The sequence below is a fragment of the Curtobacterium sp. C1 genome (assembly GCF_021049325.1).
Lineage (GTDB): Bacteria > Actinomycetota > Actinomycetes > Actinomycetales > Microbacteriaceae > Curtobacterium > Curtobacterium citreum.
Genome location: NZ_CP088076.1, coordinates 1 through 12354 on the forward strand (window position 1 = coordinate 1; position 12354 = coordinate 12354).

The 12354-nt window shown below is 68.2% G+C and carries 9 protein-coding genes and 2 tRNA genes; 10 read left to right on the forward strand and 1 reads right to left on the reverse strand.

The features are described 5' to 3' along the window. The 10 genes from dnaA to LQK89_RS00050 all read left to right on the forward strand — a co-directional run bounded on the left by dnaA (window position 1) and on the right by LQK89_RS00050 (window position 11463). Window positions 1-1467, forward strand: a complete 1467-nt coding sequence (gene dnaA, locus LQK89_RS00005) for a chromosomal replication initiator protein DnaA (protein ID WP_058741033.1) — start codon at window positions 1-3, stop codon at window positions 1465-1467. 587 nt (window positions 1468-2054) lie between these two features. Continuing rightward, a complete protein-coding gene (gene dnaN, locus LQK89_RS00010) occupies window positions 2055-3200 on the forward strand; it encodes a DNA polymerase III subunit beta (protein ID WP_058741034.1) in 1146 nt (381 codons plus the stop codon). Between the two features lie 69 nt (window positions 3201-3269). Next, window positions 3270-4157, forward strand: coding sequence for a phosphogluconate dehydrogenase (NAD(+)-dependent, decarboxylating) (gene gnd / locus LQK89_RS00015; RefSeq protein WP_114851295.1), 888 nt, complete (start codon window positions 3270-3272; stop codon window positions 4155-4157). A 33-nt stretch (window positions 4158-4190) separates the two neighbouring features. Continuing rightward, entirely contained in the window at window positions 4191-5417 is a 1227-nt protein-coding gene (gene recF, locus LQK89_RS00020; protein ID WP_231049762.1) for a DNA replication/repair protein RecF, read from the forward strand. Beyond that, on the forward strand, window positions 5417-5917 hold the full coding sequence (locus LQK89_RS00025; protein ID WP_058741037.1) for a DUF721 domain-containing protein: 501 nt from the start codon (window positions 5417-5419) through the stop codon (window positions 5915-5917). Before recF ends, LQK89_RS00025 begins: the two co-directional genes overlap by 1 nt. Window positions 5918-6050: 133 nt before the next feature. Further along, complete coding sequence (gene gyrB / locus LQK89_RS00030) at window positions 6051-8060, forward strand: DNA topoisomerase (ATP-hydrolyzing) subunit B (protein WP_114851293.1); 2010 nt, start codon at window positions 6051-6053, stop codon at window positions 8058-8060. Between the two features lie 116 nt (window positions 8061-8176). After that, the gene (gene gyrA / locus LQK89_RS00035; protein ID WP_058741038.1) at window positions 8177-10807 is read left to right on the forward strand and encodes a DNA gyrase subunit A; all 2631 of its coding nucleotides are present in this window, start codon (window positions 8177-8179) and stop codon (window positions 10805-10807) included. After that, window positions 10800-11207 carry a DUF3566 domain-containing protein gene (locus tag LQK89_RS00040; RefSeq protein ID WP_058741039.1) on the forward strand — a complete coding sequence of 136 codons (408 nt, stop codon included), beginning with the start codon at window positions 10800-10802 and terminating at the stop codon, window positions 11205-11207. The genes gyrA and LQK89_RS00040 overlap by 8 nt, the downstream gene beginning before the upstream one ends. Before the next feature lie 75 nt (window positions 11208-11282). Beyond that, window positions 11283-11359 (forward strand) — tRNA-Ile (locus LQK89_RS00045). Between the two features lie 31 nt (window positions 11360-11390). Then, a tRNA-Ala gene (locus tag LQK89_RS00050) sits at window positions 11391-11463 on the forward strand. 300 nt (window positions 11464-11763) lie between these two features. Here LQK89_RS00050 and LQK89_RS00055 read toward each other — a convergent pair. Continuing rightward, complete coding sequence (locus LQK89_RS00055; protein WP_058741040.1) at window positions 11764-12339, reverse strand: hypothetical protein; 576 nt, start codon at window positions 12337-12339, stop codon at window positions 11764-11766. Window positions 12340-12354 lie beyond the last annotated feature (15 nt).

Genomic DNA, 12354 nt, shown 5'->3' on the forward strand with positions numbered 1-12354 from the left:
ATGACGATGCCGGCCGATCCCGTCGAGGACCTCTGGTCCTCCGTCCTGGGCCTCCTGTCGGAGGACGACCGCATCACCCCGCAGCTGCACGGCTTCCTCAACCTGGTCGAACCGAAGGGCGTCCTCGCCGGCACCCTGTACCTCGAGGTCCCGAACGACCTGACCCGCGGGATGCTCGAGCAGCGCATCCGGATCCCGATCACCGAGGCCGTCTCGCGCGTCGGTGACGACTCGGTCGCGAACTTCGCCATCACGGTCAACCCGGACATGGCGTCGGAGCCCCGGGTGGACACCGTCGTGCCGAGCCACGTCCCCGAGTACGCCGAGCCCGTGCAGCAGCCGGTCGAGCAGAGCGCCGCGCCCCGCCAGTACATCGAGGCGCCGTTCGTCCCGAGCCAGATCGACGCCCCGGGCACGAGCGGTCGCCCGGAGTCGCGGCTCAACCCGAAGTACAACTTCGACAACTTCGTCATCGGCTCCTCGAACCGGTTCGCGCACGCCGCAGCGGTCGCCGTCGCCGAGGCCCCCGCGAAGGCGTACAACCCGCTCTTCATCTACGGCGACTCCGGGCTCGGCAAGACGCACCTGCTGCACGCGATCGGCCACTACGCCGAGAGCCTCTACCCCGGGATCCGGGTGCGGTACGTGTCGAGCGAGGAGTTCACGAACGACTTCATCAACTCGATCGCGAACAACCGCTCCAACCAGTTCCAGCAGCGGTACCGCGACATCGACATCCTGCTGATCGACGACATCCAGTTCCTGCAGGGGAAGGACTCAACCCAGGAGGCGTTCTTCCACACCTTCAACACGCTGCACGACCACAACAAGCAGGTCGTCATCACGTCGGACGTCGCGCCGAAGCACCTGACCGGGTTCGAGGACCGGATGCGCTCGCGCTTCGAGTGGGGCCTCATCACCGACGTGCAGGCCCCGGACCTGGAGACGCGCATCGCGATCCTCCGGAAGAAGGCGCAGTCCGACCACCTGCAGGTACCGGACGACATCCTCGAGTTCATGGCCTCGAAGGTGTCGAGCAACATCCGGGAGCTCGAGGGGACGCTCATCCGCGTCACGGCCTTCGCGAGCCTGAACCGGACGGCCGTCGACATGGCCCTGGTGCAGACGGTCCTGAAGGACCTCATCACGCTCGACGACGACAACGTGATCGCGCCGACGGACATCATCAACCACACCGCGGAGTACTTCAAGCTCTCCGTGGACGACCTCTACGGGTCCTCCCGCTCGCAGGCGATCGCGACGGCTCGACAGATCGCGATGTACCTCTGCCGCGAGATGACGAGCCTGTCGCTGCCGAAGATCGGCCAGCTGTTCGGCAACCGCGACCACACGACCGTGATGTACGCGAACAAGAAGATCACCGAGCTCATGAAGGAGCGTCGGTCGATCTACAACCAGGTCACCGAACTGACCAGCCGGATCAAGCAGGACCGCCGCTACCGCTGATCCGCACCGGCACCGGCACCGGCACCGAAACTGCACCCACGCGGATCAAGCAGGACCGCCGCTACCGCTGATCCGCACCGGCATCCGTGCCGTCAACGCGAGCCTCCGGGCACGCGTCCGCCGTCGCGCCCGCCTCCGTCATCGCAGGAAGGCCGGCCTGGAGGCACGGATCACCACCCCGGATCGGCCCACCCGAGCGCGCATCCACCATCTGAGACGGTTCCATGGGCCGAGATTCACACAGTGTGGAAAGCCTGTGGATAACTGTGGAGGACACGCGGTCGCGTTGTTCACAGATCTGACCCCACCTGTGGAGACTGGGGATGGAAGTGGATAGATGAGTTTTGTTCATCCAGACGCCGTCAACACGCGACTCACAACTCACACGTGTGTAGTTCCCTGTGGAGAAGCGGGATGCACAGAGTTATCCACACTGTGCACAGGCGTTAACACCATTGATCCTGGTTAACGATCTGGTTGGAGGGGCCAACCTTGTGGACGGCGGGATGACAAGAAATCCGGCGCTCCTCCCGCTGTGCCACAATGGGGCGGCCGGACAGTCCAACCGATCGACAGGGGTCCCAGCTGTGAAGTTCGAGGTCAACCGGGACGTCTTCTCCGAAGCCGTCTCCTTCGCGGTGAAGCTCCTCCCACAGCGCACGACCCTCCCGATCCTGTCCGGTGTCCTCATCCACGCCGAGGGCGACCGCCTCACGCTGTCGTCGTTCGACTACGAGGTCTCGGCGCAGACGTCCATCACGGCGCAGATCGACGACCCGGGCACGGTCCTGGTCTCCGGTCGCCTGCTCAACGACATCGCGAGCCGACTGCCGAACGCCCCGGTGACCTTCACGACCGAGGACACCAAGATCTCGGTCACCTGCGGTTCGGCGCACTTCACGCTGCTGTCCATGCCGGTCGAGGAGTACCCGACGCTCCCGGAGATCGGCGAGCAGACCGGCGTGATCCCCGGCGACGCGTTCTCCGAGGCCGTCTCCCAGGTCGCCGTCGCCGCGAGCCGCGACGACGTCACCCCGGTCATCACCGGCGTGCAGCTCGAGGTCGGGGACAACGACCTCTCGCTCACGGCGACCGACCGGTACCGCGTCGCGATCCGCACGATCGCGTGGGACTCCGGCCGCGTCGGCTCCGAGCCGCTGCACGCCCTCGTCCCGGCCCGAACCCTGCAGGAGGTGGGCCGCACCTTCGGATCGGCGTCCACCGTCTCGGTCTCGATCTCGGGCAGCTCGGACCGCGAGCTCATCGCGTTCCACGCCGACGACAAGACCGTCACCTCCCTGCTCATCAAGGGCAACTACCCGCCGGTTCGCCGGCTCTTCCCCGACACGGTCCAGGACCACGCGGTGATCAACACCGCGGAACTGGTCGAGGCCGTCCGACGGGTCTCCCTCGTCCTGGAGCGCGAAGCGGCGCTCCGGTTCTCCTTCTCGGTCGACGGGCTCACGCTCGAGGCGATCGGTTCCGAACAAGCGCAGGCGTCAGAGTCGATCAGTGCGTTGCTGACCGGTGAGGAAACGGTGGTCTCGCTGAAGCCCGCCTTCCTCCTGGACGGGTTGAACGCGGTGCACTCCGAGTTCGTCCGCATCTCCTTCACCAAGACGGAGAACCCCAACAAGCCGGGTCCGGTGCTCATCACCGGGCAGACCTCGCAAGAGGCCCCGGCCACGGACGGATACCGGTACCTGCTGCAGCCCAATCTCCTGCTGCGGTGAGCGCAACAGCCGTACCACTGCGCTGACGTGCTCGACGCACCAGCGCGACGACGAACAGAAGAGGAAATCATGCACATCGGTCTTGTCGGCCTCGGTCGCATGGGCAACAACATGCGTGCCCGTCTCCGCAACGCAGGCATCGAGGTCACCGGGTACGACGCGAACCCGGCCGTCTCCGACGTCGCCGACCTCGGCGCACTCGCCGCCGCACTGCCCGAGGGCAAGAAGCTCGTGTGGGTCATGGTCCCGCACGGCAAGATCACCGACGACGTGATCACCGACCTCGCCGAGGTCCTCAGCCCCGGTGACCTGGTCATCGACGGCGGCAACTCGAAGTGGCTCGACGACGAGGTGCACGCGAAGCAGCTCGACGCCAAGGGGATCCGCTACATGGACGCCGGCGTCTCCGGTGGTGTCTGGGGCAAGGACAACGGCTACGGCCTCATGGTGGGCGGCGCGGCCGAGGACGTCGAGTTCGCCATGCCGGTCTTCGACGCGCTCCGCCCCGAGGGCCCGCGCGAAGAGGGCTTCTCGCACGCCGGCGGTGTCGGCGCCGGGCACTACGCCAAGATGGTCCACAACGGCATCGAGTACGCGATCATGCAGGCCTACGGCGAGGGCTACGAGCTCCTCGAGGCCAAGGACATCGTCCACGACGTCCCCGCGGTCTTCGCCGGGTGGCAGCGCGGTACGGTCGTCCGTTCCTGGCTGCTCGACCTGCTCGTGCTCGCCATCAACGAGGACCCGAAGCTCGACGAGCTCGAGGGCTACGTCGACGACTCCGGCGAGGGCCGTTGGACCCTCGAAGAGGCGATCGAGCTCGCGGTGCCGATGCCCGCGCTCTCGGCGGCCATGTTCGCCCGTTTCGTCTCGCGTCAGGGCAGCCAGTCCCCGACGATGAAGGCTGTCGCGGCGCTCCGCAACCAGTTCGGCGGCCACGCCGTCAAGAAGGCGTAGTTCAGGTAACCACCTGAGCTCGTCTCGGCCCGCGTGCACGTCGACCACCTGCAACTCACCGACTTCCGGAACTACCGGGAGGCGGAGGTCGACCTCGCACGCGGGCCGAACCTGTTCGTCGGACGGAACGGACAGGGCAAGACGAACCTGGTCGAGGCGATCGGGTACCTCTCCACCCTCGGCTCGCACCGGGTCCCGACGGACGCCGCGCTCGTGCGGCAGGGCTGCGACGCCGCGATCGTCCGGGCGCGCCTCGCCCACGAGGACCGCAGCATCCTCGCCGAGGTGCAGATCAACCGCACCGGCTCGAACCGGGCGCAGGTGAACCGAGCCGCGATCAAGCCCCGCGAGCTCCCGCGCTACTGCACGAGCGTGCTGTTCGCCCCCGAGGACCTCGCCCTGGTCCGCGGCGAACCCTCGGGCCGGCGACGCATGCTCGACGAGCTCCTCGGCCAGATCGCCCCGCGGATGCAGGGCGTGCTCGCCGACTACGACCGCACGCTCCGGCAGCGCAACACCCTGCTGAAGTCCGCGCGGGCCACGGGGTCGCGCACCGGGTCGCTCGCGACGCTCGACGTCTGGGACGAACGCCTCGTCGCGTTCGGCGCCGAGATCATCGCCGCGCGCGACCACCTGACGCGGCGACTCGCCCCCTTCGTCACCGAGGCCTACGCGACCGTTGCCGGTGAACGCCACGAGGCGACCATCGCCGGTGTCCTGAGCGTGCGCGGCGGCGACCCCGAGGACGCGGCGGCGACCGACCCCGTGCTCGGCACCCCGGACGAGCCGGTCTCGGTCACCGCGGCGGCCGATGCCTTCCGGGCCGCCCTCGAGCGGCGTCGACGGGACGAACTCGACCGCGGGCTCACCCTCGTCGGCCCGCACCGCGACGATGTCCTGTTCCAGCTGAACGGGTTACCCGCTCGTGGGTACGCTTCACACGGTGAATCGTGGTCCTTCGCACTGGCCGTCCAGCTCGCGAGCGCCGCCGTGCTCCGCGCGGAGTCCTCGCTGGGGGACCCGATCATCATCCTCGACGACGTGTTCGCCGAACTCGACGAGTCCCGCCGGGAGCGCCTGGCCGGGGCGGTCGCCGACTACGAGCAGGTGCTCATCACCGCGGCCGTGTTCGGTGACGTGCCGGAGCAGCTCGCGGCACACACCGTCCGGATCGAGGCGGGCACGATCGTGACCGACGAGGCGGACGAGAGCCGTGCCTCCAGTCCGACCGCCCCGAGCACGACGGTCGACGGCGTCTGATGCCGAAGCCCGTGAAGCCCACCGAGCCCGCCCGGGTCTACCGCCACCTGCGCGCGGTCTACGGCGACCCGTCGCTCCGCACCGTCGATGCCCGCCGCCGGCGGGCCCGCGAACTCGACGCCGACACCGTCCCGTACGGCAAGGGGCGCGAGCCCCGCGGCCTGGGCGACGTCGTCGGCTCGCTGGCCGCCGAGCTCGGCTGGACCGAACCCCTCGCCCGCTCCGAGCTCTTCGTGGACTGGCCCGCCGTGGTCGGCGACGAGCTCGCCAAGCACTCCCGGCCGATGACCATCGACGACGGCGCACTCGTCATCCGCTGTGACTCGACGGCGTGGGCGACGCAGCTCCGGCTGATGCGGTCGACCATCACGACGACCATCGCCGAGCGGCACCCGGAGGCGGGCGTGCAGTCCATCCGGGTTTCCGGGCCGGACGTCCCCACGTGGAAACGCGGTCCCAGGACCGTCCAGGGGCGCGGCCCCCGCGACACCTACGGCTAGCCAGACGAAATCGTCCTCAGGGACGAAAAAAGCCCGTCTGGAGGCCGGATACGCCCTCGGGAAGGGGGTCCCTGCGGTAGACTGGGGAGTGCAGTGTGCGGGTGTTCCGCGCGCAGGCAGGAGCACCTTCGACATGGCAGCAGAATCTGACGACGACCGGACGATCCCGCAGGGCGAGACCGAACAGGCTCCGCAGTCGGAACCATCGTACGGCGCAGATCAGATCCAGGTGCTCGAGGGGCTCGAAGCCGTCCGCAAGCGCCCCGGCATGTACATCGGTTCGACGGGCCCGCGCGGTCTGCACCACCTCGTGCAGGAGATCGTCGACAACTCCGTCGACGAGGCCCTCGCGGGCTACTGCGACACCATCGACGTCACCATCCGCGAGGACGGTGGCGTCCGCGTCGTCGACAACGGCCGCGGCATCCCGGTCGACGTGCACGCGGCCGAGGGCGTCTCGACGCTCCAGGTCGTGCTGACCGTCCTGCACGCCGGCGGCAAGTTCGGCGGCGGGGGGTACGCGGTCTCGGGCGGTCTGCACGGCGTCGGCTCGTCGGTCGTGAACGCGCTCAGCTCCGAGCTCGACGTCGAGGTCCGTCGCCAGGGCCACGTGTGGCGGCAGAGCTACACCGACGGCGTCCCCGTGGCCCCGGTGTCGCAGGACGAAGCCACGGACGAGACCGGCACCACGATCACCTTCTGGCCGAACGCCGACATCTTCGAGACCGTCGAGTTCGACTACGAGACGCTCCGCACGCGCTTCCAGCAGATGGCCTTCCTCAACAAGGGCCTGCGGATCAGCCTGCGCGACGAGCGCACCCCGGACGAAGGCGAGGAGTCGCGGAAGGACTCCTTCCGGTACGAGCGCGGCCTGCCGGACTACGTCGAGTACCTGAACTCGCAGAAGAAGGCCGACCTGGTCCACCCGGACGTCATCGCCATCGAGGCCGAGGACACCGACCGCAAGATCGCGCTCGAGCTCGCGATGCAGTGGAACACCTCGTACCAGGAGAGCGTCCACACCTTCGCGAACACGATCAACACGCACGAGGGCGGGACCCACGAAGAGGGCTTCCGCGCCGCGCTGACCTCGCTGGTGAACCGTTACGCGCGCGAGGCGAAGATCATCAAGGAGAAGGACGACAACCTCACGGGTGACGACATCCGTGAAGGCCTGACGGCCGTCATCTCCGTGAAGCTCGGCGAGCCGCAGTTCGAGGGCCAGACGAAGACGAAGCTCGGCAACACCGAGGCGAAGTCCTTCGTCCAGCGGGTCGTCGGCACCGAGCTCGCCGATTGGTTCGACCGCAACCCCACGCAGGCGCGCGACGTCATCCGCAAGGCGATCCAGGCCTCGCAGGCGCGCATCGCCGCCCGCAAGGCGCGTGAGACCACCCGCCGCAAGGGGCTGCTCGAGTCGGGCGGCATGCCCGGCAAGCTCAAGGACTGCCAGTCGAAGGACCCGACGGTCTCCGAGATCTTCATGGTCGAGGGCGACTCGGCCGGTGGCTCGGCGGTCCAGGGACGCAACCCCATGACCCAGGCGATCCTCCCGCTGCGCGGCAAGATCCTGAACGTCGAGAAGGCCCGGCTCGACCGCGCGCTCGCGAACCAGGAGATCCAGTCGATGATCACGGCGTTCGGCGCCGGCATCGGCGAGGACTTCGACCCGGACAAGGCCCGGTACCACAAGATCGTGCTGATGGCCGATGCCGACGTCGACGGTCAGCACATCACGACGCTGCTGCTCACCCTGCTGTTCCGCTACATGCGGCCGCTCATCGAGCGCGGCTACGTGTACCTCGCGCAGCCGCCGCTCTACCGCCTGAAGTGGTCGAACTCGGCGCACGAGTACGTGTTCAGCGACCGGGAGCGCGACGCGCTGATGACCGCCGGCCTCGCCGCCGGCAAGCGCATCCCCAAGGACAACGGGATCCAGCGCTACAAGGGTCTGGGCGAGATGGACTACAAGGAGCTGTGGGACACCACGATGAACCCGGACACCCGGACGCTCCTGCAGGTCACGCTCGAGGACGCGGCAGCGGTGGACAGCGTCTTCGCGACGCTCATGGGCGAGGACGTCGAGTCGCGTCGCCAGTTCATCCAGCAGAACGCCAAGGACGTTCGCTTCCTCGACATCTAGACCGGCCTGGAGGCGCGGTGCCAGCCGCGTCGACCAGTCCCGACCACCTGTGGTCGCGCCCGGCGCGACCGACGGAACCCCTGCCTCCAGGCAGTGCAGAAAGGTGACCAGGCCACATGGCTGACGACAACGAGACGAACGACGAGCAGCCCGAGATCGTGCACGGCGACTCCGGCGACATCGTCGTCTCCGGCGACCGCATCTCGCAGGTCGACCTGCAGCTCGAGATGCAGCGGTCGTACCTCGACTACGCGATGTCCGTCATCGTCGGACGCGCCCTGCCCGAGGTCCGCGACGGCCTGAAGCCGGTGCACCGCCGCGTGATCTACGCGATGTTCGACGGCGGCTACCGCCCCGACCGCGCGTTCTCGAAGTGCTCGCGCGTCGTCGGCGACGTGATGGGGCAGTTCCACCCGCACGGTGACAGCGCCATCTACGACGCCCTCGTGCGCCTGGTGCAGCCGTGGTCGCTCCGGTATCCGCTCGCGCTCGGCCAGGGCAACTTCGGCTCGCCGGGCAACGACGGCGCCGCCGCCCCGCGGTACACCGAGACCAAGATGGCGCCGCTCGCCATGGAGATGGTCCGGGACATCGACGAGGACACCGTCGACTTCCAGGACAACTACGACGGCCGCACCCAGGAGCCGTCGATCCTGCCGGCGCGCTTCCCGAACCTGCTCGTCAACGGGTCGGTCGGCATCGCGGTCGGTATGGCGACGAACATCCCGCCGCACAACCTGCGCGAGGTGGCCGCCGGCGCCCAGTGGGCACTCGAGCACCCGGACGCCACCCGCGAGGAACTCCTCGGGGCGCTCATGCAGCGGATCAAGGGTCCGGACTTCCCGACCGGCGCCCAGATCCTCGGCACCAAGGGCATCCAGGACGCCTACCGGACCGGTCGTGGTTCGATCACGATGCGCGCGGTCGTCAACGTCGAGGAGATCCAGGGCCGCACGTGCCTGGTCGTCACCGAGCTGCCGTACCAGGTGAACCCGGACAACCTCGCGATCAAGATCGCCGAGGGCGTGAAGGACGGCAAGCTCGCCGGCATCGCGGACATCCGCGACGAGACCTCCGGCCGCACCGGCCAGCGCCTGGTGATCGTGCTGAAGCGCGACGCCGTGGCGAAGGTCGTGCTGAACAACCTCTACAAGCACACGCAGCTGCAGGAGAACTTCGGCGCGAACATGCTCGCGATCGTCGACGGGGTGCCCCGCACCCTGGCGCTCGACGGGTTCATCTCGGCGTGGGTCGACCACCAGATCGACGTCATCGTGCGTCGGACGCAGTACCGCCTGCGCGAGGCCGAGAAGCGTGCGCACATCCTGCGGGGCTACCTCGCCGCGCTCGACGCCCTCGACGAGGTCATCGCACTCATCCGCCGCTCGCCCGACGTCGAGGAAGCCCGCACCGGGCTGATGGACCTGCTCAGCGTCGACGAGATCCAGGCGCGCGCGATCCTCGAGCTGCAGCTCCGTCGCCTGGCCGCCCTCGAGCGCCAGAAGATCCACGACGAGGCCGACGAGCTCGAGCGGAGGATCGCCGACTTCCAGGACATCCTGGCGTCGGAGACCCGGCAGCGCACGATCATCGGCGAGGAACTGGCCGAGATCGTCGACCGCTTCGGCGACGACCGCCGCAGCGAGATCCTGCTCGGCTACGACGGCGACATGTCCATCGAGGACCTCATCCCCGAGGAGGAGATGGTCGTCACCATCACCCGCGGCGGGTACGTCAAGCGCACGCGGAGCGACAACTACCGCTCGCAGCACCGCGGCGGCCGCGGCGTCAAGGGCGCCCAGCTCCGCGCGGACGACATCGTCGAGCACTTCTTCGTCACGACGACGCACCACTGGTTGCTGTTCCTGACCGACCAGGGTCGCGTCTACCGGGCGAAGGCGTACGAACTGCAAGAGGGCGGCCGCGACGCCAAGGGCCAGCACGTCGCCAACCTGCTCGCGATGCAGCCCGACGAGCAGATCCAGCAGGTGCTCGACATCCGCGACTACGAGGCCGCGCAGTACCTCGTGCTCGCCACGTCGCAGGGCCTCGTGAAGAAGACCGCGCTGACCGAGTACGACACGAACCGCACCGGCGGCATCATCGCGATCAACCTGCGTGAGGGCGACAAGCTCGTCCAGGCGCTGCTCGTCGACGAGACCGACGACCTGCTCCTCGTGTCGAAGCACGGCATGTCGCTGCGCTTCACCGCGACGAACGACACCCTCCGCCCGATGGGGCGGTCGACCTCCGGTGTGAAGGGGATGTCCTTCCGCGACGACGACGCGCTGCTCGCGGCGCGGGTCGTCTCGGACGACGGCTACGTCTGGGTGATGACCGAGGGCGGCTACGCCAAGCGCACCGGTGTCGACCAGTACCGGGTCCAGGGCCGCGGCGGTCTCGGCATCAAGGTCGCCAAGTTGGCGGCCGACCGGGGCGACCTCGTGGGCGCTCTCATCGTCGGTGAGGACGACGAGGTGCTCGTCGTGCTGCAATCGGGCAAGGTGGTAAGGTCTGCCGTGTCCGAGGTGCCCGCCAAGGGTCGCGACACGATGGGTGTGGTCTTCGCGAGGTTCGCGGAGAACGACCGGATCATCGCGGTGGCCCGGAACAGTGAGCGGAACCTGGACGACCAGGACGACGCCGAGATCGAGCCCGCGGGCCCGGTGGAGACGGTCAGCCCTGACGAAGCGGCCCCCGAACCGACCGAGACCGTGGCCGGAGAGGACCAGTCAACCAATGAGTAGTGTCGCCGAGAAGCTCCAGAAGAAGGCGAAGCGGCCCGTCGGCACCCGTCAGGTGCGGCTGCGGCTCGTGTACCTCGACTTCTGGTCGATGGTGAAGCTGTCCTTCCTCATCGCCCTGGCCGGGTCCATCGTGATCGTCGTGGCCACGGCGCTGGTGTGGGTCATCCTGAACCAGACGGGCGTGTTCACCCAGGTGGACTCCCTGCTGAAGGACGTCACCGGGCAGAACAACTACTCGATCATGGACCAGTTCTCGCTGGGCCAGGTGCTCGGGTTCTCCGTCGTGGTGGGCATCCTCAACGTGGTCGTCGGCACCGTGCTCGGCGCGATCGTGAGCGTCCTCTACAACCTCAGTGTGCGGATCACCGGCGGCCTGCTCGTCGGCTTCACGAACAACTGACACACCCGGCCGGATGGCATCCGCCGCTCGATTTCGCACTTCGGGATCGGTACGGTAGGCTTTCATCCGGTCTGAGGGGCTATAGCTCAGGCGGTTAGAGCGCTTCGCTGATAACGAAGAGGTCCAAGGTTCAAGTCCTTGTAGCCCCACCATCCACTCCCCGTCCAGTAGGCTGGACGCTCCGGGGCCTTAGCTCAGTTGGTAGAGCGCCTGCTTTGCAAGCAGGATGTCAGGAGTTCGATTCTCCTAGGCTCCACTCCCTCAGGGCGGACGCTGCTCCGCTCGTTCCTCGCTCCGCCGCATTCGTCGTCGTGTTCGTCCGGCGCCTTCGGCGCGCCGCTCCGCGATGGTTGCGTCCGCGACTGACGGCGAGTGGGCACGACACGCCGTCCGCGTCTTGTCGCGTGGTCGATCGGGGTCGTGTGCGGCCGGCGAGCGCGCCCGTTCTGGTTCGCTCGACGGGGTCGCTCGGGTTCATCGGTGCGCCGCGGTGTGGGCGGTGGGGACGACGAAGGGCCCCGGCGTGCGCCGGGGCCCTTCGTACGAACCGAGGAGGTCAGGCGGCGGGCTTCTCCGCCGTGTCCGCGTCGTCGGCGACCCAGAGGTCGTCGTCCGCGCGGAGCGTCTGGTACGCAGCGTAGGCCGCACCGGCGACCGCGACGACACCGACCACGATGAGGGCGACCCCACCGAAGCCGAGGCCCTTCTTCTGGTGACCGGGCGTGTACTTCGCGGCGGCCTTCTTGGCCTTCTTGCCCTTCTTCTGGGCGTCCTTCACGATCTTCTTGACGCGCGGGTCCTTCGCGAGGTCCTTCACGCTGAGGACCGAGCCGGCCGTCGCGACCAGGCCGGGGACGACCTCGGTCTGGAAGCGGTGCGAGGCGTTCTGCGCGGCAGAGGTCGCAGCGTGCACGCTCGTGGCGACCGCGGGACGGATCCCGTTGTCGATCGCGTTCTGCACGCGGGGCGCGATGTCCTTGCGGGCTGCGTCGGCAGCGTGCGAGCGGGCCTCGGCGAGGATCGCGTTCGCGTGCTCGAGGACCTTGCGCTGCTCGCCGAGGAGCGAGGCGGTCTTGCCCTTGAGCTTCTTGATCTGCTTCCGACGCTTGCGCGGGATCTCGATCGTCGTCATCTGGTACCTCCATCG

What these genes read in the sequence shown, in the direction of transcription:
- LQK89_RS00025 (WP_058741037.1), top strand. Translation starts at nt 5,417, where the DNA reads ATGCCGAAGCCCGTGAAGCCCACCGAGCCCGCCCGGGTCTACCGCCAC.
- LQK89_RS00040 (WP_058741039.1), top strand. Translation starts at nt 10,800, where the DNA reads ATGAGTAGTGTCGCCGAGAAGCTCCAGAAGAAGGCGAAGCGGCCCGTC.
- LQK89_RS00055 (WP_058741040.1), bottom strand. Translation starts at nt 12,339, where the DNA reads ATGACGACGATCGAGATCCCGCGCAAGCGTCGGAAGCAGATCAAGAAG.
- dnaA (WP_058741033.1), top strand. Translation starts at nt 1, where the DNA reads ATGACGATGCCGGCCGATCCCGTCGAGGACCTCTGGTCCTCCGTCCTG.
- gyrA (WP_058741038.1), top strand. Translation starts at nt 8,177, where the DNA reads ATGGCTGACGACAACGAGACGAACGACGAGCAGCCCGAGATCGTGCAC.
- gnd (WP_114851295.1), top strand. Translation starts at nt 3,270, where the DNA reads ATGCACATCGGTCTTGTCGGCCTCGGTCGCATGGGCAACAACATGCGT.
- gyrB (WP_114851293.1), top strand. Translation starts at nt 6,051, where the DNA reads ATGGCAGCAGAATCTGACGACGACCGGACGATCCCGCAGGGCGAGACC.